The sequence below is a fragment of the Leclercia sp. UBA5958 genome, from assembly GCF_002430365.1.
Lineage (GTDB): Bacteria > Pseudomonadota > Gammaproteobacteria > Enterobacterales > Enterobacteriaceae > Enterobacter > Enterobacter pneumoniae.
On sequence record NZ_DJCE01000009.1, the window covers coordinates 1 to 23,764 of the forward strand.

A 23,764-nucleotide genomic window follows, 5' to 3' on the forward strand; every position below is an offset into this window, starting at 1 on the left:
CCGTCCGTTCCGCCACTTATTCAAATTAAGCCTGCTTTATAAGCAGGCTTAATGGTAAGAAAATTTAGGGGCGTAGCTCAGTTGGTAGAGCACCGGTCTCCAAAACCGGGTGTCGCGAGTTCGAGTCTCTCCGCCCCTGCCATATAAGAATCCTTTGCTACGGCAAAGGATTTTTTTTTGCCTGCGAATCCTCCACTTCCCCTCAACACAGTCTCTCATTAGCATCCTTGCTAACCCGATTCATTAGTCCATCACGTTGATTTTTAGAAGATCTTTTATCTGCCCTTGCTTATCGCTATTTTGTAGCCAAATAGCATATAGCGGACGCTGAAGCGTCGCCGAATCGGCCACTGTATGTAACCCCGCTTTGGTACTTGCCCATCGTTGCGGCAACCAGGTGCAGCCTTTCAGCAGTGCGAGTTGCTGACAGGCGATTTCTGCCGAACTGGTCGTCAGAAGAGGCACGTCTTCGGCAGTGATCAACCCTGCTTCATGTTGCTGAAAGTCCGGCCCCCACTCTAATCGCAGGTAATTCAGGTCGCTTTTCATGACCGCAGGTTCAGAGGCGTAAAGCGCCAGCGTGAACTGACCAAGTATTTGGCTGCTAAATTCGTCCATTTTCGGTGCTTCGGTGGTAATAAGCAGATCCAGCTGTCTTTCATGGAGTTGCTTAACCAAAGACTGCCGTTGCGCAATGCGCGCCTCAAATTGCAGGTGACCATGTGAACGATAGAGACGGTTAAGCCACGGACTTAACATACACTCCCACAGTGAAGCGCTGGCACCAATAGAGAACTCGTTATGCCGCGACGTATGCGCGACCTCTTTACGCGCAGCCTGCCAGGTATTCATCAACGTCTCAGCATAGGGCAGTAACTTCTCTCCTGCCGTCGTCAGGCGAATGTTATTGCGATGACGAGTGAACAGATTGACGCCCAATTGGTTTTCAAGCTGTCGAATACGAAAGCTGACGGCCGACTGAGTCAGGTAAAGCGCTTCAGCGGCGCGACCGAAGTGTCGCGTTCTGCTCACTTCGAGAAAAGTTTTTAGCAATTCCGTATCCACGGTTTTCTCCGCAAAATAATTTGTCGTTATGATTTAAATGTTTTGTTTTACACTCTGTCAAGCGTAACTAATACTCCGCGCCATAAATAGCTCGGCCAAAGATATAGGAGCGTGTAGGATGGCGGAAAGCTTTACGACTATTAATCGTTTTTTCGACAACAAAAATTATCCACGCGGATTTTCTCGTCATGGTGATTTCACCATCAAAGAGGCACAACTGCTTGAGCGCCATGGTTATGCTTTTAACGAGTTGGATCTGGGAAAACGTGAACCTGCGACTGAAGAAGAGACGCTGTTCGTTGCCGTATGTCGTGGCGAGCGCGAGCCTGTAACAGAAGCGGAACGTGTATGGATCAAGTACATGGCACGTATTAAGCGTCCTAAGCGTTTCCACACTCTGTCTGGTGGCAAGCCACAGATGGAAGGTGCAGAAGATTACACCGATTCAGACGACTAAATGAGAGGGGCTACGGCCCCTTTTTTAGGTCAGCATCTTTTGTAAGTGCTGTAATAATCTGTCGATGGCGCGATAGCCCAGCGCTTCCTGCAGATGCCTTCGTTCAATATTCAAACATTTCTCCAGATCGGCAATCGTGCGCGCGACCTTTAGCAGGCGCTGCCAGGCCCGTACGGAAAGACCGAAGCGAGTAAGCGTCTCCTCCAGCCATTTTGCATCTTCTGCTTCCAGCTGACAAAACCGGCGTATCTCGGCGTTATCAAGATGGGCGTTGAGTTTGTTTTGCCGCGCCATTTGCGTGCCCTGTGCTGCCATGACCCTTTTCCGCACGGTCGCGCTGTCCTCTCCCGTTTTCTGCATCTGGCAAAGCAGCCCTGGCGGCGGCAGGGGGATCTCCAGAGATAAATCAAACCTGTCGAGAAAAGGGCCGGACAGCCGCGACAGATAGCGCAACGTCTGCTCTGGCGTGCAGCGATTGTGTTGACCCTGATAGTGTCCTGTCGGACTGGGATTCATCGCTGCAATCAGCTGAAAACGGGCCGGATACGCTATCTTTGCGCGCGTGCGGGAGATATTGATCTGCCCTGACTCAATAGGCTCTCGCAGGGCATCAAGCACCCGTCGCTCAAACTCTGGCAGCTCATCCAGAAAAAGAATGCCATTATGGGCCAGCGAGATCTCGCCGGGAGCCGGAATAGAACCACCTCCCACCATGGCCGCCAGCGAGGCGCTATGATGTGGTGCGCGGAACGGGCGCATACGCCACTGTTTATGCAGAGAGCTGGCATTGACGAGGCTAATAATCGCTGCGCTTTCCAGAGCTTCATGATTACTCAGCGGCGGTAACAGTCCATTCAGCCGACTGGCAAGCATGGTCTTTCCTGTACCCGGAGGACCAATGAGCAAGAGATTATGAGAGCCAGCCGCGGTGATCTCGAGGGCGCGCTTGCCATGCTCCTGGCCAATAATATCATTGATATCATTTGATTCAGGCTCGGTGGAAAAGGGGACCGGCTCGGGCTCGGCCAGCTGATGTTTCCCTTCCAGGAAGGCGCAGACCTCCTGTAAATGCCCCGCGACCAGGCAGCCTTTCTGCTCGATAAGACTGACTTCTGCTGCATTATCGGTAGCGACGATGATCTCCCGACCAGCATTCAGCGCTGCGATTGCACCGGATATTGCACCTGGAACCCCTCTCAACGCGCCTGTAAGGGCCAGCTCACCCACAAACTCGTAATGACCCAGACGTGGTGCAGAGAGTTGCTCAGACGCAGTGAGAAGCGCAATAGCGATAGGTAAATCGTATCGCCCTCCCTCTTTGGGTAAATCCGCAGGGGCGAGGTTGATGGTGATTTTCTTTGCCGGAAAGGTATAACCGCTGTTGATAATCGCGCTGAGTACCCGGTCTCTGGCCTCCTTAACGGTGGTTTCCGGTAGACCCACCAGGGTCAGCCCCGGAAGCCCATTACTCAAATGCACTTCAACAGAAATGAGCGGCGCTTTTACCCCTAACGCCGCACGCGTGTAAACAACCGACAATGACATAGACACCCTCCTTAAAGGTGTACTATGCCATTACGATCGCTGCCAAATTACGGATGATTGCTCTCTTTGCGCGCACGATTCGTAATTTTCTTTACGTGGATGCAATGCTTGCAATGCACTGGAACAGCCGCCGCAAAAAGTCATCATTTTTTCTTTTTAAACGAAATTTGGTCAAAAAAATGAAAATAATTCATTTTCTATTTTTGTGATAAAAAACAATGATTTTTAACTAAATTCGTTGTCGCATAAAAAATAGCGTAATAAAAAAATCTTGTGATACCGAGCGAATCTGTGATAACTCTTTAGGTATTCCTTCGAACAAGAAGCTTAAAGAACTAAAAATGACAACCCTTCTACGAGTGATTAGCCTGGTCGTGATTAGCGTGGTGGTGATTATTATCCCACCGTGCGGGGCTGCACTTGGACGAGGAAAGGCTTAAAAATCAAGCCTTAACGAACTAAGACCCCCGCACCGAAAGGTCCGGGGGTTTTTTTATGGCCAAAAAATATAAGTGAGGAGCAGATTATGGGTTTTAGCATAAAATTCTGTTTCTCCCGATTTACGACGGGGAAGTAACTATGAATGGGGCACAGTGGGTAGTACATGCGTTGCGTGCACAGGGAGTCGAGACCGTTTTTGGTTACCCGGGTGGCGCAATTATGCCGATTTATGATGCGTTGTATGACGGCGGCGTGGAACATCTGTTGTGCCGACACGAGCAGGGAGCAGCGATGGCGGCCATTGGTTACGCCCGCTCTACCGGAAAAACCGGTGTTTGCATGGCAACATCGGGGCCTGGTGCAACCAACCTGATCACCGGCCTGGCCGATGCGCTGCTCGACTCCGTTCCCGTTGTTGCTATCACCGGTCAGGTTGCTTCTCCCTTCATCGGTACCGACGCCTTCCAGGAAGTGGATGTGCTCGGGTTATCGCTGGCTTGCACCAAACACAGTTTCCTTGTTCAGTCCCTGGAAGAGTTGCCGCGCGTGATGGCTGAAGCCTTTGAAGTGGCAAACTCGGGTCGACCTGGGCCGGTTCTGGTCGATATCCCGAAAGATATCCAGGTGGCCCTGGGCGATCTGGAACCGCATTTCTCCACCGTTGAAAGCGCCGATGTTTTCCCACACGCCGAAGTGAAAGAGGCCTTTCACATGTTGGCTCAGGCGCAAAAACCGATGCTCTACGTCGGCGGCGGGGTCGGCATGGCACAGGCGGTTCCCGCGCTGCGTGAGTTTCTCGCCGTTACGCAAATGCCGGCCACCTGTACGCTGAAAGGATTGGGCGCTGTCGATGCAGATAATCCGTACTATCTCGGCATGTTGGGCATGCACGGTACCAAAGCGGCGAACCTGGCGGTGCAAGAGTGTGACCTGCTCATCGCTGTAGGGGCCCGTTTTGACGACCGTGTTACCGGCAAGCTGAATACCTTCGCCCCCAATGCCAAAGTGATTCATATGGATATCGATCCGGCAGAGATGAACAAACTGCGTCAGGCGCACGTTGCTTTGCAGGGCGACCTCAATGCCCTGTTACCGGCGTTGCAACAACCGCTCAATATCGATGCGTGGCGCCAGCATGCAGCGGATATGCGCTGTGAGCACGCCTGGCGTTACGACCATCCCGGCGACGCCATTTATGCCCCTTTGCTGTTAAAACAGCTGTCGGATCGCAAGCCAGCAGACAGCGTAGTGACGACGGATGTCGGTCAGCATCAGATGTGGTCGGCCCAGCATATGACATACACTCGCCCGGAGAATTTCATCACTTCGAGTGGATTAGGCACGATGGGCTTCGGTCTGCCCGCTGCCGTTGGCGCGCAGGTCGCACGTCCAGACGATACTGTTATCTGCATCTCCGGTGATGGCTCGTTCATGATGAACGTGCAGGAACTGGGCACGGTGAAACGTAAGCAGTTACCGGTCAAGATCGTACTGCTTGATAACCAGCGTTTAGGCATGGTCCGCCAGTGGCAGCAGCTCTTCTTCCAGGAGCGCTACAGCGAAACGACCCTTACCGACAATCCCGATTTCCTTGTTCTGGCCAGCGCGTTTGGCATTCCAGGCCAGCACATCACCCGTAAAGACCAGGTTGAAGCGGCGCTCGACACCATGTTGTCCTGCAAAGGGCCGTACCTGCTTCATGTCTCAATCGACGAGCTTGAGAATGTCTGGCCGTTGGTGCCGCCTGGCGCCAGTAACTCACAAATGCTGGAGAAATTATCATGATGCAACATCAGGTCGCCGTGCAGGCTCGCTTCAACCCGGAAACGTTAGAACGTGTTTTACGCGTGGTTCGCCATCGGGGCTTTCAGATATGCTCGATGAATATGGAAACCGCAACGGATGCACAGAACATAAATATCGAATTGACCGTTGCCAGTCCACGGCCTGTCGAATTACTGTTTAGCCAGCTAAGTAAACTGGTCGACGTCGCGCATGTCGCCATCTGCCAGAGCACAACCACATCGCAACAAATCCGCGCCTGAGCGCAATAGGAAGAAAAATGACCACGAAAAAAGCTGATTACATTTGGTCCAATGGTGAGATGATTCGCTGGGAGGACGCGAAGGTCCACGTGATGTCCCACGCGCTGCACTACGGTACCTCTGTGTTTGAAGGTATCCGCTGCTATGACTCACACAAAGGTCCAGTGGTGTTCCGCCATCGCGAACATATGCAGCGTCTGCGTGATTCAGCCAAAATCTATCGATTCCCTGTTTCTCAAAGCGTTGATGAGCTGATGGAAGCTTGCCGCGCGGTTCTGCGTAAAAACAACCTGACCAGCGCCTACATCCGCCCGCTGGTATTTGTAGGTGATGTGGGCATGGGCGTGAACCCGCCGGCCGGCTATACCACTGATGTGATCATCGCGGCGTTCCCTTGGGGAGCTTACCTGGGCGCAGAAGCGCTAGAGCAGGGGATCGATGCCATGGTCTCCTCATGGAATCGTGTCGCACCCAACACCATTCCGACCGCGGCCAAAGCGGGCGGCAATTACCTCTCCTCTCTGCTGGTAGGCAGCGAAGCGCGTCGCCACGGTTACCAGGAAGGGATCGCACTGGATGTGAACGGCTACATCTCCGAAGGCGCTGGGGAAAACCTGTTTGAAGTGAAAGACGGTATTCTTTTCACGCCGCCGTTTACCTCTTCGGCACTGCCGGGTATCACCCGCGATGCCATTATCAAGCTGGCGCAGGATCTGGGGATCGAGGTTCGTGAGCAGGTTCTCTCTCGTGAATCCCTGTACCTGGCGGATGAAATATTTATGTCCGGTACCGCCGCAGAAATTACACCGGTACGCAGCGTTGACGGGATCCAGGTTGGCGAAGGCCGCCGTGGTCCGGTGACCAAGCGTATTCAGGAAGCGTTCTTTGGTCTCTTCACCGGCGAAACAGAAGATAAATACGGTTGGTTGGATCAGGTTAATCCATAAGCATCACTATGGGACGGCACGCACCGTCCCATTTACAAGATAGACGGGAGTAAATAAAGCATGCCTAAGTATCGTTCCGCCACCACCACCCACGGCCGCAACATGGCTGGTGCCCGCGCGCTGTGGCGCGCCACCGGGATGACCGACGCCGATTTTGGAAAACCGATTATCGCCGTGGTGAACTCTTTTACCCAGTTCGTTCCGGGTCACGTACACCTGCGCGATCTCGGTAAACTGGTCGCCGAACAGATCGAAGCTACGGGCGGTGTGGCGAAAGAGTTCAATACCATCGCCGTCGATGACGGTATCGCGATGGGCCACGGGGGCATGCTCTATTCACTGCCGTCGCGTGAGCTGATTGCCGACTCGGTTGAGTACATGGTGAATGCCCACTGTGCCGACGCCATGGTCTGTATCTCTAACTGTGACAAAATCACCCCAGGGATGCTGATGGCCTCCCTGCGCCTGAATATTCCAGTGATCTTCGTCTCTGGCGGCCCAATGGAAGCCGGTAAAACCAAGCTTTCCGACAAAATCATCAAGCTTGACCTTGTTGATGCCATGATTCAGGGTGCGGACCCGAAAGTCTCTGACGAGCAGAGCGATCAGGTAGAACGTTCGGCCTGTCCGACCTGCGGCTCCTGTTCAGGTATGTTCACCGCGAACTCCATGAACTGTCTGACCGAAGCGCTTGGCCTGTCCCAGCCGGGTAACGGCTCGCTGCTGGCGACCCACGCCGATCGTAAACAGCTGTTCCTTAATGCGGGTTCACGTATCGTTGAGCTGACTAAACGCTACTACGAGCAGGACGACGCCAGCGCACTGCCGCGCAACATCGCCAGTAAAGCGGCGTTTGAAAATGCCATGACGCTCGATATCGCCATGGGTGGCTCCACTAACACCGTTCTGCACCTGCTGGCTGCCGCCCAGGAAGCCGAAATCGACTTCACCATGAGCGATATCGACAAGCTTTCCCGCAAAGTGCCACAGCTGTGTAAAGTGGCGCCAAGTACCCAGAAATACCATATGGAAGACGTCCACCGCGCGGGCGGGGTTCTCGGTATCCTCGGCGAGCTGGATCGCGCCGGGTTGATGAACCGCGACGTGAAAAACGTGTTGGGTCTGACGCTGTCAGAGGCGCTGGAACAGTACGACGTGATGCTGACCAAAGATGAGGCGGTGAAAAAGATGTTCCGCGCAGGGCCGGCGGGTATCCGTACCACGCAGGCCTTCTCGCAGGATTGCCGCTGGGATACGCTGGATGACGATCGCGCAGAAGGCTGTATCCGCTCGCTGGAGCACGCCTACAGCAAAGACGGTGGGCTCGCGGTGCTCTACGGTAACTTCGCAGAAAATGGCTGTATCGTAAAAACCGCAGGCGTGGACGACAGCATCCTTAAATTTACCGGCCCTGCCAAAGTCTACGAAAGCCAGGACGAGGCAGTAGACGCTATCCTCGGTGGCAAAGTCGTAGAAGGCGACGTGGTCGTTATCCGTTACGAAGGGCCAAAAGGCGGTCCGGGTATGCAGGAAATGCTCTACCCAACCACCTTCCTGAAATCCATGGGGCTTGGCAAAGCCTGCGCGCTGATCACCGACGGTCGTTTCTCCGGCGGGACGTCCGGGCTCTCTATCGGCCACGTGTCACCAGAAGCGGCAAGCGGCGGCAACATCGCGATCATTGAAGATGGCGATCTGATTGAAATCGATATCCCGAACCGCGGTATTCAGCTGAAGCTGAGCGATCAGGAGATTGCTGCACGCCGTGAAGCGCAAGAAGCTCGCGGTGAGAAAGCCTGGACGCCGAAAGATCGTCAACGCGAAGTCTCCTTTGCTCTGCGTGCTTACGCGACCCTGGCCACTAGTGCAGATAAAGGCGCAGTGCGCGATAAATCGAAACTCGGGGGCTAATGATGGCCGACTCACAACCCCTGTCTGCCGCCCCCGAGGGGGCGGAATATCTCCGGGCGGTGCTACGCGCACCGGTCTATGAAGCCGCGCAGGTCACGCCGCTGCAGAAGATGGAAAAGATCTCTTCGCGCCTCGATAACGTGATTCTGGTGAAGCGTGAAGATCGGCAGCCGGTGCACAGCTTTAAGCTGCGGGGCGCTTACGCCATGATGGCCGGGCTAACCGAAGAGCAAAAAGCGCGTGGTGTGATCACCGCTTCGGCGGGTAACCATGCCCAGGGGGTTGCGTTCTCTGCGGCGCGTCTGGGTTTGAAAGCCTTGATTGTGATGCCTGTAGCAACGGCTGACATCAAAGTCGATGCCGTACGTGGCTTCGGTGGCGAGGTGCTGCTGCACGGTGCGAATTTCGATGAAGCGAAAGCCAAAGCGATTGAGCTGGCACAACAGCAGGGTTTTACCTGGGTCCCGCCGTTCGACCATCCGATGGTGATTGCCGGGCAGGGTACGCTGGCGCTTGAGCTTTTGCAGCAGGATGCCCACCTCGACCGCGTCTTCGTGCCGGTAGGCGGTGGCGGACTTGCGGCAGGCGTGGCGGTGCTAATCAAACAGCTAATGCCACAGATCAAAGTGATTGCCGTTGAAGCGGAAGACTCGGCCTGCCTGAAAGCGGCGCTGGAGGCCGGACATCCGGTTGACCTGCCGCGGGTCGGGCTGTTTGCCGAGGGGGTGGCCGTCAAACGCATTGGCGATGAAACGTTCCGTCTCTGTCAGGAATATCTCGACGATATCGTCACGGTTGATAGCGACGCTATCTGCGCGGCGATGAAAGATCTGTTCGAGGACGTTCGCGCTGTGGCGGAGCCGTCCGGCGCGCTGGCGCTGGCGGGAATGAAAAAATACATCGCGCAGCACAACATTCGCGGGGAACGTCTGGCTCACGTGCTCTCGGGCGCTAACGTCAACTTCCACGGTCTGCGCTACGTTTCCGAACGCTGCGAGCTGGGTGAGCAGCGTGAAGCGTTACTGGCGGTGACCATTCCGGAAGAGCAGGGGAGCTTCCTCAAGTTCTGCCAGCTGCTGGGTGGCCGTGCGGTGACGGAGTTTAACTACCGTTTTGCCGATGCGAAAGACGCCTGCATTTTTGTTGGTGTTCGCCTGAGCCGGGGTCTGGAGGAGCGCAAAGAGATCCTCAACCTGTTGCACGAAGGTGGCTACAGCGTAGTGGATCTTTCTGACGATGAAATGGCCAAGCTGCACGTGCGCTACATGGTCGGTGGCCGTCCATCGAAGCCGCTGCAGGAGCGTCTGTACAGTTTCGAATTCCCGGAATCGCCCGGCGCGTTGCTGAAGTTCCTGCATACGCTGGGCACGCACTGGAACATTTCGCTATTCCACTACCGCAGCCATGGCACCGACTATGGCCGCGTGCTGGCGGCGTTTGAACTGGGTGAGCACGAGCCGGATTTCGAAACCCGTCTGAACGAACTGGGTTATGACTGTCATGACGAGACCCATAACCCGGCGTTCCGCTTCTTCCTGGCGGGTTAACTGCCTGGCAGTAATTTCCAGAACGCATCAATAAGCGGCTCATGCAGCCGCTTTTTTTGTGCGCACACGCCAAGTTCGAACGGCGTTTTTTCATCACTGCGTTCGAGAATCATTACGCGGTTGCGCACCGGCTCCGGGCTGTTTTCCAGCACCACTTCCGGCAGCAGCGCCACGCCGCAGCCTAATGCCACCATTGAAACCATTGCCTCGTGGCCGCCCACCGTGGCGTAAATCGACGGATTGCTGATTTTTTGCCGACGGAACCAGAGTTCGATGCGACGACGCACTGGCCCCTGGTCGGCCATGATAAACGGCACCGTTGACCAGTCGGGTTTTTCCACCGATACCTGATTTCGCACCGGACACGGCAGCGCCGGTGCAATTAACACCACGGCCAGGTTCTCGAGCATTGAGAATGCCACCGCGCCCGGCAGGGTTTCCGGTTTGCCGGCGATCGCCAGATCGGCCTCACGGGTCACCACTTTTTCCATCGCATCGGCCGCATCGCCGGTGGTGAGTTTGATCTCTACCGAAGGGTGTTCAGCGCGAAAGCGATCCAGAATGGGGGGCAGATGACTGTAAGCCGCCGTCACAGAACAGAAAATATGGAGTTCGCCTGAAAGTGACGGGCCCTGCTGATCGATGGTGTGTCGCAGTTGCTGATACTGTAATAACGTCTGCTGAGCAAAAACGCGCAACTCTTCGCCCGCTTCCGTGAGCGTAACGGTGCGATTATCGCGTACAAACAGCGGCTGGCCGAGATCCTCCTCCAGACGCTGGATCTGGCGCGAGAGCGTGGAGGGGCTGACGTGCATCGCCCGCGCGCTGCGGCCAAAGTGGCGGCTTTCCGCCAGATGGAGAAACATTTTCAGATCGCGTAAATCCATTGATTTCACCCGCCCTTTTTACATTGCAGATATTGCAACGTGACGTTGTGAATATATCAATTTCCGCAATAAATTTCCTGTTGTAATGTGGGTACATTCTCGCTGAACAGCGAACCGAACAATAAGACACACAACATCACGAGGTATCACCCATGGCTAACTACTTTAATACACTGAATCTGCGCCAACAGCTGGCGCAGCTGGGCAAATGCCGCTTCATGGCGCGCGATGAATTTGCTGATGGCGCGAGCTACCTTCAGGGTAAAAAAGTGGTCATCGTCGGCTGTGGCGCACAGGGCCTGAACCAGGGTCTGAACATGCGTGACTCCGGTCTGGATATCTCCTACGCCCTGCGTAAAGAAGCGATTGCTGAGAAGCGTGCCTCCTGGCGTAAAGCGACCGAAAATGGCTTCAAAGTGGGTACCTACGAAGAGCTGATCCCGCAGGCGGATCTGGTGGTTAACCTGACGCCAGACAAACAGCACTCCGACGTAGTGCGTTCCGTGCAGCCGCTGATGAAAGATGGCGCAGCGCTGGGTTACTCCCACGGCTTCAACATCGTTGAAGTGGGCGAGCAGATCCGTAAAGACATCACCGTCGTGATGGTGGCACCGAAGTGCCCGGGTACCGAAGTACGTGAAGAGTACAAGCGTGGTTTCGGCGTACCGACGCTGATCGCGGTTCACCCGGAAAACGATCCGAAAGGCGAAGGCATGGCGATTGCCAAGGCATGGGCAGCGGCCACCGGCGGCCACCGTGCGGGCGTTCTGGAGTCCTCCTTCGTTGCAGAAGTGAAATCTGACCTGATGGGTGAGCAGACCATTCTGTGCGGTATGCTGCAGGCCGGTTCTCTGCTCTGCTTCGACAAGCTGGTGGAAGAGGGTACTGACCCGGCATACGCTGAGAAACTGATTCAGTTCGGCTGGGAAACCATCACCGAAGCGCTGAAACAGGGCGGTATCACCCTGATGATGGACCGTCTGTCTAACCCGGCAAAACTGCGTGCTTATGCGCTGTCTGAACAGCTGAAAACCATTATGGCACCGCTGTTCCAGAAACATATGGACGACATCATCTCCGGTGAGTTCTCTTCCGGCATGATGGCCGACTGGGCAAACGACGATAAAAACCTGCTGACCTGGCGCGAAGAGACCGGTAAAACTGCCTTTGAAACCGCTGCACAGTTCGAGGGTAAAATCAGCGAGCAAGAGTACTTCGATAAAGGCGTTCTGATGATCGCGATGGTGAAAGCGGGCGTTGAACTGGCGTTCGAAACCATGGTGGATTCCGGCATCATCGAAGAGTCAGCGTACTATGAATCGCTGCACGAACTGCCGTTGATTGCGAACACCATTGCCCGTAAGCGTCTGTACGAAATGAACGTGGTTATCTCTGATACCGCCGAGTACGGTAACTATCTGTTCTCCTACGCCTGCGTACCGCTGCTGAAAGAGTTTATGACTACCCTGCAGACAGGGGATCTGGGCAAAGCGATTACCGAAGGCGCGGTAGATAACGCCCAGCTGCGTGATGTGAACGAAGCGATTCGCAGCCACGAGATCGAGAAAGTGGGCCAGAAACTGCGTGGCTACATGACCGACATGAAGCGTATTGCTGTCGCGGGCTGATAACCCGATCGGGTGGCGCCAGCGCCTACCCGACCCCCAGGCAGGCCCGAAAAGCGTTAGCGCTGTCGGGCCTGTTTTTTGCGCTTCAGCGCAATAACCGCATCTGACACTTCGCCCTCTTGTCCTTCCGGCCCTTTCATTATTCTTGATACGTCATCGCAGAACACCGTTTCCCACTCCGCCGCCGATGGCGCCAGGGATGCAAAAGCCTCCTCCGCTGACTGGAAGGGGCGATCGGCATGCTTTGACCATGAAGGAGGTCTGGCATGCGATGTAATCAACAACATTCCGCCTGGCGTGACATGTTCTAATGCAGTACGAAAGATAGAGAAGCGATCGAAGGTGAGCGGAGATTCCAGGAACGATGCCACGATCAGATCGTACTGGCCCTCAGGGAAACGCGCGGTGAGATCGTATTGCGCGAAGGCGATCTTCCCGCTTACACCAGAACGCTCGGCATTGGCGGCAGCATAATCCAGCGCGCGTGGAGATAAATCAACCGCAGTAACCCGCCAGCCTTTTTTCGCCAGCCAGACGCTATCATCGCCACGCCCGCATCCCAACTCCAGCACCTTTCCGGGCGTAAGGGCATCGACAAAGCGCACCAGAATTTTACCGGGTATGCCGTTTGATAGGGGCGACATTGCTGCGTAATGCTCTTCCCAGAACAGATCGGGGGATTGTTCGGTAGCCATCGTTTTCTCCTGCATGAAGTCACTTATGTAACATCAAAAGTATCATAAGATTTACGGCCGTCAATCGGTGAATTTTTCATCCCAGAGGTTGAAGAGGCTAAGTACATGTAATAATGTAAGTTACATGAAAATAAATAACTCTTTCTCCGCCACGCTGCATATTCTGCTGCACCTTGAACAGATGGATAAGCCCTTAACATCGGAGCAGATGGCGGCATTTATCGACGGAAATCCCGCTTTTATCCGCAAGTTGTTGGCAGGATTGCGTGAGCAAAAAATTGTTGGTTCAAGCAAAGGGCATCATGGCGGGTGGACGCTTTCACGCCCCGCGAGTCAGGTCACGCTGTATGACATCTATACAGCGCTGGGCTCGCCAGTGCTGTTTGCACTGGGTAACCGAAACGAAAATCCGCGCTGCCTGGTCGAAAAGGGGGTAAACAGGGTAATGTCAGATACCTTTGCCGAAGCAGAAACGCTAATACTGGAAAGGTTTAAACGCCTGACGCTGGCAGAGGTAGGAAGTGAGTTTATCGACTATTTCAATGCACAAGGGCAGGACAACTAAGCCTGCCCCTGCAAAGAGATTAGTTACGGTACAGCACTTTAATGATGTGGTAACCGAACTGGGTGTGCAGTGGACCAGTGGGTTCCAGCACCGGGCAAGAGAAGACCACTTTATCGAATGCAGGTACCATCTGGCCCTGACGGAATTCGCCTAAATCACCGCCACGTTTGCCTGACGGGCAGATAGAGTGTTTCTTTGCCAGCTTGCCGAAGTCGGCACCGTTTTTAATCTGTTCCAGAAGATCCAGAGCCAGTTTCTCTTCTTTCACCAGGATATGCACTGCTGCTGCTGTTTTTGCCATGATTGTGCCTCGAAGGGGTTTAAGTCATCGGAGCGCAATATACCATGCGTTAACGGCGATAGAGCACCTTAATGATATGGTAGCCAAACCTGGTTTTCACCGGGCCAAAGGGCTTAAGAAGCGGGCAGCTAAAGACCGCCTGATCGAACGGGCCGACCATCGCCCCCTGCTTAAACTCGCCTAAATCACCGCCGTTACGCCCTGAAGGACATTTCGAATAGCGTTTCGCCAGATGATCAAAGCTAATGCCACGCTCCAGTTTGGCGAGGATCTCCTGCGCCAGCTTCTCTTCTTTCACCAGAATGTGCAGGGCTGCTGCGGTCTTTACCATGGTACTGTTCTCGGGGTTACACGCGTGACCTTCACTTTATCATTAGCCGGTAAATCTGCGCCCCGCTTTCTGCTACAATCCACACCCCGTTCGAAGATTGAGCACTATTCCCATGCGTTTAAACCCTGGACAACAACAAGCGGTCGAATTCGTTACTGGACCATGCCTGGTGCTGGCAGGGGCAGGATCCGGTAAAACCCGCGTGATCACCAATAAAATCGCCCACCTTATTCGTGGCTGTGGTTATCAGGCCCGCCATATCGCGGCAGTGACCTTTACCAACAAGGCAGCGCGCGAGATGAAAGAGCGTGTCGGCCAGACGCTGGGGCGCAAAGAGGCGCGCGGCCTGATGATCTCGACCTTCCACACTTTGGGGCTGGATATCATCAAGCGCGAATACGCCGCGCTGGGGATGAAGTCGAACTTTTCGCTTTTTGACGATACCGATCAGGTGGCGTTACTTAAAGAGTTAACCGAAGGGTTGATCGAAGACGACAAGTTGATCCTGCAACAACTGATCTCGACGATCTCCAACTGGAAAAACGATCTTATGACCCCTGCGCAAGCTGCGGCAAGCGCGAAAGGTGAGCGGGATCGGATCTTCGCGCACTGTTACAGCCTGTATGATGCGCATCTCAAGGCCTGCAATGTGCTCGACTTTGACGATCTCATTCTGTTGCCAACCCTGTTGCTTCAACGCAACGAAGAGGTACGCGAGCGCTGGCAGAATAAAATCCGCTATCTGCTGGTGGATGAGTATCAGGATACCAACACCAGCCAGTACGAACTGGTGAAGTTGTTGGTAGGACAACGTGCGCGCTTTACCGTGGTGGGTGATGATGATCAGTCGATTTACTCCTGGCGCGGCGCACGTCCACAAAACCTGGTGCTACTGAGCAAAGACTTCCCGGCGCTGCAGGTGATCAAACTGGAGCAAAATTACCGTTCTTCCGGGCGTATCCTGAAAGCGGCAAATATCCTGATTGCTAACAACCCGCACGTCTTTGAGAAACGCCTTTTCTCCGAGTTGGGTTACGGTACCGAACTCAAGGTGCTTAGCGCCAATAATGAAGAGCATGAAGCTGAGCGCGTCACCGGTGAACTCATTGCGCATCACTTCGTTAATAAAACCGGCTATAAAGACTACGCGATCCTCTATCGCGGCAATCACCAGTCACGCGTCTTTGAAAAGATGCTGATGCAGAACCGCATCCCGTACAAAATCTCCGGGGGCACCTCTTTCTTCTCACGCCCTGAAATCAAAGATCTGCTGGCCTATCTGCGGGTACTCACCAACCCGGATGACGACAGCGCATTCCTGCGTATCGTTAATACGCCGAAGCGTGAAATTGGCCCTGCAACGTTGCAAAAGCTGGGCGAATGGGCGATGACTCGCAACAAAAGTCTGTTTACCGCCAGCTTTGATATGGGCCTGAGTCAGACCCTCACCGGACGGGGCTACGAATCGCTAACGCGCTTTACGCAGTGGTTAGGTGAAATTCAGCGTCTTGCTGAACGTGAGCCGGTGGTTGCCGTACGCGATCTGATTCGCGGCATCGACTACGAGTCCTGGCTATACGAAACCTCCGCGAGCCCAAAAGCGGCGGAAATGCGCATGAAAAACGTTAACCAGCTCTTCAGCTGGATGAGTGAAATGCTTGAAGGCTCAGAAATTGATGAACCCATGACCCTGACCCAGGTCGTCACCCGTTTCACCCTGCGCGATATGATGGAGCGTGGCGAGAGCGAGGAAGAGGCCGATCAGGTACAGCTAATGACGTTGCATGCCTCGAAAGGGCTGGAATTCCCCTATGTCTATCTGGTGGGAATGGAAGAGGGGATACTGCCGCATCAGAGCAGCATTGACGAAGATAACGTCGATGAAGAGCGCCGGCTGGCTTATGTGGGCATTACGCGTGCGCAGAAGGAACTGGTCTTTACGCTTTGTAAAGAGCGCCGCCAGTACGGTGAATTGGTGCGTCCGGAGCCGAGCCGCTTTCTGATGGAATTGCCCCAGGATGATCTGATTTGGGAGCAGGAGCGTAAGGTCATTACGGCGGAAGAGAGAATGCACAAAGGTCAGGCAAACGTGGCAAACATACGTGCCATGCTGGCGAAAGCGAAAGATAAGTAACATGTCCCTCTCCTGCGGGAGAGGCGGCGTTTTACTGAATATGCAGGGGCCAGTGAACGTAGCTCTGCCACTGGCACTCTTGCTCAATCATCTCTGCGCCCAGTGGATGCTGCATCAGCCACCCTTCCGGTAACATCAGGGTGAGTATCTCACCTTCAGCCTGCAGGCCAATCTCTGGCAACAAATCATCGCGACGACGGCTGGCAAAAATGATCGCCAGACGCAGTATGCGACACAAATGTTCTGCAACGCGCGGCGGTACCGCATTTTGCTGATGCAGAGAGGAGAGGTCGAGCGGGTTGGTCTGGTTCAATAACAGCGTGGCGAGCAATTTTTTCTGCGCAGGAGTGAAGCCGGGCAGATCCAGATGACGAACCAGCCAGGCGGCATGCAGCGGTGCCTGCTTATATTCAACGCTAAGCCCAATTTCATGTAGCTGCGCGGCGCTTTGCAGCAGAACATGGCCTAACGGCCCTAAATCCCAGCTTTTGCCGACCTGATCGGCGAAATAAAGCGCCAACTGTGCAACGCGTTCGCCCTGGCTGGTATCCACCAGGAAGCGGCGTTGTACATTGCGCAAGGTACGGCTGCGAATATCTTCATCTACTGCCAGGTGCAGCATGCCGTAAACCAACCCTTCACGCAGAGCACCACCGGCCAGGGTCATGCACTGAATATCCAGTTCGGTAAAGATGGCGATCAGAATAGCCAGCCCGCTAGGGAAGACGAGGGCACGCTCGAGGGTCAGCCCCTCTATCTCCAGCTCTTCAAGTCGACCACACTGGATGGCGCGCTGTTTCAGCTGCTCCAGTTTGGCCAGGGTGATGCGCTCATCCATTCCCTGAGCCATCATGATCTCTTGCAACGCCTGAACGGTACCCGATGCGCCGACACAGACCTTCCAGCCGTGTTGTAGTAACGTACCAACAACAGGGCGAACCACCTCGCGGGCGGCCAGCTCTGCCTGATCGAAGCTCTCTTTTGTCAGATTACGGTCGGTGAAAAAACGCTCGAGCCAGGTCACGCAACCCATGGAAAGACTGTTGAGGGAGGTGGCCTGGGCGCCGTTGCCCGTTACCAGCTCAGTGCTGGCTCCGCCAATATCGACAACCAGACGGCGCTCGTCGCCACCGGTGGTGTGCGCCACGCCCTGATAAATCAGACGTGCTTCCTCTTCACCGCTGATGACTTGCACCGGGCAGCCCAGTATCGTCTGCGCTTTCGCAATAAATTCACCCGCGTTAACCGCAAGGCGCAACGTGGCCGTCGCGACGACACGAATCTGCTGGTGGGGAATATCCTGTAGGCGTTCAGCAAAGAGACGCAGGCACTGCCAGCCGCGCTCCATGGCCTCAGGAGAGAGATGATTATCACTACTAAGGCCCGCCGCGAGACGGACCTTACGCTTAATACGTGTCAGCGTTTGTATGCTTCCCGCCACCTCACGCACTACCAGCATATGAAAACTATTCGAACCTAAATCAATAGCGGCATAGAGTGAGGTGGTGCTGAGCATAATGTTTAGCCTGAACGACGACGATTACGCGGTGCGCCTGAACGACGCGGGCCATTGCCGGAGCGTGGGCGAGTAAGACGCTTCGCTGGCGGCAGTTCGCTTAATAGCGCATCCGGATTGTACTTACTCTGCGGAATAGAGTGGCCGATATACGTTTCAATGGCTGGCAGGTTCAGGGCGTACTCTTCACAGGCAAGGCTGATGGAGTGGCCACTGGCACCGGCACGACCGGTACGACCAATACGGTGCACGTAGTCTTCGCAATCATCAGGCAGATCGTAGTTGAAGACGTGAGTCACGGCTGGAATATGCAGGCCGCGTGCCGCAACGTCAGTTGCCACCAGGATGTCCAGATCGCCACGAGTGAATTCATCAAGAATACGCAGGCGTTTTTTCTGCGCAACATCACCCGTCAGCAAGCCAACGCGGTGTCCGTCTGCAGCCAGGTGGCCCCAGATATCTTCACAGCGGTGTTTGGTGTTGGCGAAGATAATGGCGCGATCTGGCCACTCTTCTTCGATCAGGGTTTGCAGCAGACGCATTTTCTCTTCGTTAGACGGATAGAAAAGCTCTTCTTTAATACGGTGACCTGTTTTCTGCTCTGGCTCGACTTCCACGTATTCGGCATTGTTCATCTGTTCGAATGCCAGCTCGCGTACGCGGTAAGAAAGGGTTGCGGAGAACAGCATGTTCAGACGCTGGTTTGCCGCAGGCATGCGACGGAACAACCAGCGAATATCTTTAATGAAGCCCAGATCGTACATGCGGTCTGCTTCATCCAGTACCACCACCTGAATGGCGCCGAGGTTGATGTGGTTCTGTTTGGCGTAGTCGATAAGACGGCCGGTAGTACCGATCAGGATATCTACGCCGCTTTCCAGCACTTTCAGCTGTTTATCGTAGCCATCACCGCCGTAGGCGAGGCCGAGCTTCAGGCCGGTAGCCTGTGCCAGCGGTTCCGCATCTGCGTGAATCTGTACCGCCAGTTCTCGCGTCGGAGCCATAATGAGCGCGCGCGGCTGGTTAACTTGACGGTCTGCAATTGCGGGATGAGAAAGTAAATAATGGAACGTTGACGTTAAAAACGCCATCGTTTTGCCGGTACCGGTTTGCGCCTGCCCCGCAACATCGCGACCGGCCAGCGTCAGCGGCAGGGCGAGAGCCTGAATAGGCGTGCAGTTATGAAACCCTTTAGTTTCAAGGGCTTCGATCACCTTTGGGTGCAGGGCGAAGTCGGAAAACTTCTGTTCTGTTAAATGTGTTTTGCTCATAGTGTGGTAGAATATCAGCTTACTATTGCTTTACGAAAGCGTATCCGGTGAAATAAAGTCAACCTTTAGTTGGTTAATGCGACATCAACACGTCGTTGATGATTGCTACACCAACGCGCCAGGCTTATTCCTGTGGAGTTATATATGAGCGATAAAATTATTCACCTGACTGACGATAGTTTTGACACGGACGTGCTTAAAGCTGACGGGCTGATCCTCGTCGATTTCTGGGCAGAATGGTGTGGTCCTTGCAAAATGATCGCCCCGATTCTGGATGAGATCGCCGACGAATATCAGGGCAAACTGACCGTTGCGAAACTGAACATCGACCAGAACCCGGGCACCGCGCCGAAATATGGCATCCGTGGTATCCCAACCCTGCTGCTGTTCAAAAATGGCGAAGTGGCTGCTACCAAAGTGGGCGCCCTGTCCAAAGGTCAGCTGAAAGAGTTCCTGGACGCTAACCTGGCGTAAGGGTTCTCGGCGGCGCGTCCGGGGTTTCAAAATTGTTTGGATCTCTGGACGCCCGGCAATAGTCGTGCTAAGTTACCTATGACTTCGTTTTAAACATACCTTGTCGTTCTTGTTTTACCCGATACTTCCCGTTGTTGACATAAACAGTGCGAGAAGTGGATAGATTCCGGGCTTGTCACTCAATCCGTCTTGTCGTTTCAGTTCTGTGCTTTTTCCTGTAAGCAGACAGCGAACAGACATGAGTTGATGGCCGCTAACAGGCATGGATGACCCTGCCATACCATTCACAATATTAAGTTCGAGTATTACCCCGAGTTTAAGAACCCACACCATTATGAATCTTACCGAATTAAAGAATACGCCGGTTTCTGAGCTGATCACTCTCGGCGAAAATATGGGGCTGGAAAACCAGGCTCGTATGCGCAAGCAGGACATTATTTTTGCCATCCTGAAGCAGCACGCAAAGAGTGGCGAAGATATCTTTGGCGACGGTGTGCTGGAGATATTGCAGGACGGATTTGGTTTCCTCCGCTCTGCAGACAGCTCCTACCTCGCCGGTCCTGATGACATCTACGTTTCCCCCAGCCAAATCCGCCGTTTCAACCTCCGCACAGGTGATACCATTTCAGGTAAGATTCGTCCTCCTAAAGAGGGTGAACGCTACTTCGCGCTGCTGAAAGTTAACGAAGTTAACTACGATAAGCCTGAAAACTCGCGTAATAAGATCCTGTTCGAAAACTTAACGCCGCTGCACGCGAACTCTCGTCTGCGCATGGAGCGTGGTAACGGGTCTACCGAAGACTTAACCGCTCGCGTGCTGGATCTCGCTTCGCCGATCGGCCGTGGACAGCGTGGTCTGATTGTTGCGCCGCCGAAAGCGGGTAAAACCATGCTGCTGCAGAACATTGCGCAGAGCATCGCCTACAACCACCCAGACTGTGTGCTGATGGTGCTGCTGATTGACGAACGTCCGGAAGAAGTGACCGAGATGCAGCGTCTGGTAAAAGGTGAAGTTGTGGCTTCTACCTTCGACGAACCCGCATCTCGTCACGTTCAGGTTGCGGAAATGGTTATCGAGAAGGCGAAACGCCTGGTTGAGCACAAGAAAGATGTCATCATCCTGCTCGACTCCATTACCCGTCTGGCGCGTGCGTACAACACCGTCGTCCCTGCTTCCGGCAAAGTACTGACCGGTGGTGTGGATGCCAACGCCCTGCATCGTCCGAAGCGTTTCTTCGGTGCCGCACGTAACGTGGAAGAGGGCGGTAGCCTGACCATCATCGCAACGGCACTGATCGACACCGGCTCTAAAATGGACGAAGTTATCTACGAAGAGTTTAAAGGTACAGGCAACATGGAACTGCACCTCTCTCGTAAGATTGCTGAGAAACGCGTCTTCCCGGCTATCGACTACAACCGTTCCGGTACCCGTAAAGAAGAACTGCTTACCACTCAGGAAGAGCTGCAGAAAATGTGGATCCTGCGCAAAATCATTCACCCAATGGGCGAAATCGACGCAATGGAATTCCTCATTAACAAGCTGGCGATGACCAAAACGAACGATGATTTCTTCGATATGATGAAACGTTCGTAAAATCACGTTAAAGCCGACAAACGCCACGTTTTTACGTGGCGTTTTTCTTTTAACGCTTATACGCTATTACGACAATCACTGAATGAATCCTTTCCTTCACGACAAAGGGAATGTGCGGAAAGTCAGGAAATTAATTGATTGAAAAATATACAAAGGGACTTGTAAGAGGCGAGCTTTATTCCTTCAGGCGTAGCGTCTTCAAGGTTATACTTCTGGGATCAACATTTGTAGAGAGCCTCCATTGTGAATTTACTCACTGCGGTGACTGAGCTAATCAGTATTTTTCTGTTCACGACCTGCTTCTTATTCGTTGCACGTAAGGCGGCAAAAAGAATCGGGTTGGTGGATAAGCCCAACTTTCGTAAGCGCCATCAGGGCCTGATACCGCTGGTTGGAGGGATTTCCGTTTATGCGGGGATCTGTTTTACCTTCAGTATTGCCGATTACTATATACCGCACGCAGCTCTCTATTTGGGATGCGCAGGTGTACTCGTGCTCGTGGGAGCCCTCGACGATCGCTACGACATCAGTGTAAAGATTCGGGCATCAATCCAGGCCGCGATCGGTATCGTCATGATGGCCGTCGGCAATCTCTATCTCAGCAGCCTGGGCCATATCTTTGGCTCGTGGGAGATGGTGCTTGGGCCATTCGGTTATTTCCTGACGCTATTTGCCGTCTGGGCGGCGATTAACGCTTTTAACATGGTCGACGGCATAGATGGTTTGCTGGGCGGCCTTTCCAGCGTCTCATTCGGCGCTATTGGCATCATCCTGTGGTTTGACGGCCAATACAGCCTCTCCATGTGGTGTTTTGCCATGATTGCCGCCATCCTGCCTTACATCCTGCTTAATCTCGGGGTGCTGGGACGTCGTTATAAAGTGTTTATGGGCGACGCAGGTAGCACGCTGATTGGTTTTACCGTTATCTGGATATTGCTCGAAACCACCCAGGGTAAAACGCACCCCATCAGCCCGGTAACGGCGCTCTGGATCATCGCCATCCCACTGATGGACATGGTGGCCATTATGTATCGCCGTCTGCGTAAAGGGATGAGTCCCTTCTCGCCAGACCGTCAGCATATTCATCATTTGATCATGCGCGCAGGGTTTACTTCGCGTCAGGCTTTTGTCCTTATCACCTTAGCCGCTGCACTTCTGGCAGCCATCGGCGTTGTAGCAGAATATTCCCATTTCGTCCCTGAGTGGGTGATGTTGGTATTATTCTTGCTAGCATTCTTCCTGTATGGCTACTGTATTAAGCGCGCCTGGAAGGTTGCGCGGTTTATTAAACGTGTAAAACGCCGGATGCGTCGTAACAGTAGCAGCAATCAAACTTAAACCAGGTAAATCGGGATTGAAATGACTCAACCGTTGGCGGGAGCTAAATCAGTGGCAACTGAGAATGAGCTGGATGTTCGTGGTTTGTTTCGCGTGTTATGGGCGGGCAAATTTTGGATTGCAGGAATCGCGCTGGGCTTTGCGTTAATCGCACTGGCCTATACTTTTTTTGCAAAGCAGGAGTGGAGCGCGACAGCGATCACCGATCGCCCGACTGTGAATATGCTCGGCGGCTTCTACTCTCAGCAGCAATTTCTGCGTAATCTGGATGTTAAAGCAAATCTCGCCCCGGTTGATCAGCCGTCCGTTATGGATGAGTCGTACAAAGAGTTCATTATGCAGCTGGCTTCCTGGGATACGCGCCGTGATTTCTGGAGCCAGACCGACTACTACAAACAGCGGATGGTCGGTAACAGTAAGGCGGATGCCGCGCTGCTTGATGAAATGATTAACAATATTCAGTTCATGCCCGGCGATGCGCTGCGCAATGTGAATGACAGCGTGAAGCTCATCGCGGAAACCGCGCCAGACGCCAATAACCTTCTACGTCAGTACGTGGCCTTCGCCAGCCAGCGCGCGGCAAGCCATCTGAACGATGAGCTTAAAGGTGCCTGGGCAGCGCGAACCATTCAGATGAAAGCGCAGGTGAAGCGTCAGGAAGAGGTAGCCAAAGCTATCTTCACGCGTCGCGTTCACAACATTGAACAGGCGCTGAAAATCGCTGAGAAGAGCAATATCTCACGCAGTGAAACCGATGTGCCAGCAGATGAACTGCCGGACTCCGAAATGTTCCTGCTGGGGCGCCCGATGCTGCAGGCTCGCCTGGAGAATTTACAGGCCGTCGGACCCGCCTTCGATCTCGATTACGACCAGAACCGCGCAATGATGACCACCCTGAACGTAGGTCCTACACTGGACCCGCGTTTTCAGACCTATCGTTATTTGCGCACGCCTGAAGAACCTGTAAAACGCGATAGCCCACGCCGTGCCTTCCTGATGATTATGTGGGGGATCGTGGGTGCATTAATTGGTGCTGGCGTCGCATTGACGCGCCGTCGCAGAAATTAAGATC

Annotated in this window: 23 protein-coding genes and 1 tRNA gene; 16 read left to right on the forward strand and 8 right to left on the reverse strand. The window is 53.9% G+C overall.

Going from position 1 to position 23,764, the window contains the following annotated elements; genetic code table 11:
• Positions 1-66 precede the first annotated feature (66 nt).
• Positions 67-142 (forward strand) — tRNA-Trp (locus B2Q93_RS14820).
• Between the two features lie 101 nt (positions 143-243).
• On the opposite strand, the gene hdfR is transcribed toward B2Q93_RS14820, so the two are convergent.
• Entirely contained in the window at positions 244-1,095 is an 852-nt protein-coding gene (hdfR, locus tag B2Q93_RS14825; protein ID WP_172657828.1) for an HTH-type transcriptional regulator HdfR, read from the reverse strand.
• Between the two features lie 88 nt (positions 1,096-1,183).
• On the opposite strand from hdfR, the gene B2Q93_RS14830 reads away from it, so the two are divergent.
• Positions 1,184-1,522: a DUF413 domain-containing protein gene (locus B2Q93_RS14830; RefSeq protein ID WP_040078058.1), complete on the forward strand. Its 339-nt coding sequence runs from the start codon at positions 1,184-1,186 to the stop codon at positions 1,520-1,522.
• 24 nt (positions 1,523-1,546) lie between these two features.
• Here the strand turns inward: B2Q93_RS14830 and B2Q93_RS14835 are convergent, their stop codons facing one another.
• The gene (locus B2Q93_RS14835; protein ID WP_286933628.1) at positions 1,547-3,067 is read right to left on the reverse strand and encodes a YifB family Mg chelatase-like AAA ATPase; all 1,521 of its coding nucleotides are present in this window, start codon (positions 3,065-3,067) and stop codon (positions 1,547-1,549) included.
• A gap of 341 nt (positions 3,068-3,408) precedes the next feature.
• Between B2Q93_RS14835 and ilvL the strand changes: the two genes are divergently transcribed.
• The 6 genes from ilvL (at position 3,409) to ilvA (ending at position 9,958) form a co-directional block, all read left to right on the forward strand.
• Positions 3,409-3,507: an ilv operon leader peptide gene (ilvL, locus tag B2Q93_RS14840; protein ID WP_040090233.1), complete on the forward strand. Its 99-nt coding sequence runs from the start codon at positions 3,409-3,411 to the stop codon at positions 3,505-3,507.
• A gap of 139 nt (positions 3,508-3,646) precedes the next feature.
• Complete coding sequence (ilvG, locus tag B2Q93_RS14845) at positions 3,647-5,293, forward strand: acetolactate synthase 2 catalytic subunit (RefSeq protein ID WP_046886626.1); 1,647 nt, start codon at positions 3,647-3,649, stop codon at positions 5,291-5,293.
• Positions 5,290-5,553, forward strand: a complete 264-nt coding sequence (ilvM, locus tag B2Q93_RS14850; RefSeq protein ID WP_040078062.1) for an acetolactate synthase 2 small subunit — start codon at positions 5,290-5,292, stop codon at positions 5,551-5,553. The genes ilvG and ilvM overlap by 4 nt, the downstream gene beginning before the upstream one ends.
• A 17-nt stretch (positions 5,554-5,570) precedes the next feature.
• A complete protein-coding gene (locus B2Q93_RS14855; protein WP_040078063.1) occupies positions 5,571-6,500 on the forward strand; it encodes a branched-chain amino acid transaminase in 930 nt (309 codons plus the stop codon).
• Between the two features lie 60 nt (positions 6,501-6,560).
• Positions 6,561-8,411, forward strand: a complete 1,851-nt coding sequence (gene ilvD / locus B2Q93_RS14860; protein ID WP_286933629.1) for a dihydroxy-acid dehydratase — start codon at positions 6,561-6,563, stop codon at positions 8,409-8,411.
• Positions 8,412-8,413: 2 nt separating this feature from the next.
• Positions 8,414-9,958, forward strand: coding sequence for a threonine ammonia-lyase, biosynthetic (ilvA, locus tag B2Q93_RS14865; protein WP_154298931.1), 1,545 nt, complete (start codon positions 8,414-8,416; stop codon positions 9,956-9,958).
• Here ilvA and ilvY read toward each other — a convergent pair.
• Positions 9,955-10,845: an HTH-type transcriptional activator IlvY gene (gene ilvY / locus B2Q93_RS14870; RefSeq protein WP_040078066.1), complete on the reverse strand. Its 891-nt coding sequence runs from the start codon at positions 10,843-10,845 to the stop codon at positions 9,955-9,957. The genes ilvA and ilvY overlap by 4 nt on opposite strands.
• Before the next feature lie 152 nt (positions 10,846-10,997).
• On the opposite strand from ilvY, the gene ilvC reads away from it, so the two are divergent.
• Complete coding sequence (ilvC, locus tag B2Q93_RS14875) at positions 10,998-12,473, forward strand: ketol-acid reductoisomerase (protein WP_046886624.1); 1,476 nt, start codon at positions 10,998-11,000, stop codon at positions 12,471-12,473.
• 56 nt (positions 12,474-12,529) lie between these two features.
• Here the strand turns inward: ilvC and B2Q93_RS14880 are convergent, their stop codons facing one another.
• Positions 12,530-13,168, reverse strand: a complete 639-nt coding sequence (locus B2Q93_RS14880; RefSeq protein ID WP_052953298.1) for a class I SAM-dependent methyltransferase — start codon at positions 13,166-13,168, stop codon at positions 12,530-12,532.
• Between the two features lie 124 nt (positions 13,169-13,292).
• Here B2Q93_RS14880 and B2Q93_RS14885 point away from each other — a divergent pair, with 124 nt between their 5' ends.
• Positions 13,293-13,733, forward strand: a complete 441-nt coding sequence (locus B2Q93_RS14885; RefSeq protein ID WP_040078070.1) for an RrF2 family transcriptional regulator — start codon at positions 13,293-13,295, stop codon at positions 13,731-13,733.
• Positions 13,734-13,752: 19 nt separating this feature from the next.
• Here the strand turns inward: B2Q93_RS14885 and ppiC (B2Q93_RS14890) are convergent, their stop codons facing one another.
• Positions 13,753-14,034 (reverse strand): peptidylprolyl isomerase PpiC, encoded by a 282-nt coding sequence (ppiC, locus tag B2Q93_RS14890; protein ID WP_003017999.1) that lies wholly within the window; start codon positions 14,032-14,034, stop codon positions 13,753-13,755.
• A 49-nt stretch (positions 14,035-14,083) separates the two neighbouring features.
• Positions 14,084-14,365: a peptidylprolyl isomerase PpiC gene (gene ppiC, locus B2Q93_RS14895; protein WP_046886622.1), complete on the reverse strand. Its 282-nt coding sequence runs from the start codon at positions 14,363-14,365 to the stop codon at positions 14,084-14,086.
• A 112-nt stretch (positions 14,366-14,477) separates the two neighbouring features.
• Between ppiC (B2Q93_RS14895) and rep the strand changes: the two genes are divergently transcribed.
• The gene (gene rep / locus B2Q93_RS14900) at positions 14,478-16,499 is read left to right on the forward strand and encodes a DNA helicase Rep (RefSeq protein ID WP_207292613.1); all 2,022 of its coding nucleotides are present in this window, start codon (positions 14,478-14,480) and stop codon (positions 16,497-16,499) included.
• 31 nt (positions 16,500-16,530) lie between these two features.
• Here rep and gppA read toward each other — a convergent pair whose 3' ends face one another.
• Both gppA and rhlB read right to left on the reverse strand, forming a co-directional pair.
• A complete protein-coding gene (gppA, locus tag B2Q93_RS14905; RefSeq protein WP_286758212.1) occupies positions 16,531-18,015 on the reverse strand; it encodes a guanosine-5'-triphosphate,3'-diphosphate diphosphatase in 1,485 nt (494 codons plus the stop codon).
• Positions 18,016-18,020: 5 nt separating this feature from the next.
• Positions 18,021-19,286 carry an ATP-dependent RNA helicase RhlB gene (rhlB, locus tag B2Q93_RS14910; RefSeq protein WP_040078076.1) on the reverse strand — a complete coding sequence of 422 codons (1,266 nt, stop codon included), beginning with the start codon at positions 19,284-19,286 and terminating at the stop codon, positions 18,021-18,023.
• 144 nt (positions 19,287-19,430) lie between these two features.
• Between rhlB and trxA the strand changes: the two genes are divergently transcribed.
• From trxA to wzzE, 5 genes are all read left to right on the forward strand, one after another.
• Positions 19,431-19,760 carry a thioredoxin TrxA gene (gene trxA / locus B2Q93_RS14915; protein ID WP_006179218.1) on the forward strand — a complete coding sequence of 110 codons (330 nt, stop codon included), beginning with the start codon at positions 19,431-19,433 and terminating at the stop codon, positions 19,758-19,760.
• A gap of 163 nt (positions 19,761-19,923) precedes the next feature.
• The gene (locus B2Q93_RS21230; protein ID WP_325948127.1) at positions 19,924-20,007 is read left to right on the forward strand and encodes a rho operon leader peptide; all 84 of its coding nucleotides are present in this window, start codon (positions 19,924-19,926) and stop codon (positions 20,005-20,007) included.
• An 87-nt stretch (positions 20,008-20,094) separates the two neighbouring features.
• Positions 20,095-21,354, forward strand: a complete 1,260-nt coding sequence (gene rho / locus B2Q93_RS14920; protein WP_001054528.1) for a transcription termination factor Rho — start codon at positions 20,095-20,097, stop codon at positions 21,352-21,354.
• 243 nt (positions 21,355-21,597) lie between these two features.
• Positions 21,598-22,692 carry a UDP-N-acetylglucosamine--undecaprenyl-phosphate N-acetylglucosaminephosphotransferase gene (gene wecA, locus B2Q93_RS14925; RefSeq protein WP_040078077.1) on the forward strand — a complete coding sequence of 365 codons (1,095 nt, stop codon included), beginning with the start codon at positions 21,598-21,600 and terminating at the stop codon, positions 22,690-22,692.
• Between the two features lie 21 nt (positions 22,693-22,713).
• Positions 22,714-23,760 (forward strand): ECA polysaccharide chain length modulation protein, encoded by a 1,047-nt coding sequence (wzzE, locus tag B2Q93_RS14930; protein WP_040078079.1) that lies wholly within the window; start codon positions 22,714-22,716, stop codon positions 23,758-23,760.
• Positions 23,761-23,764: the final 4 nt, after the last annotated feature.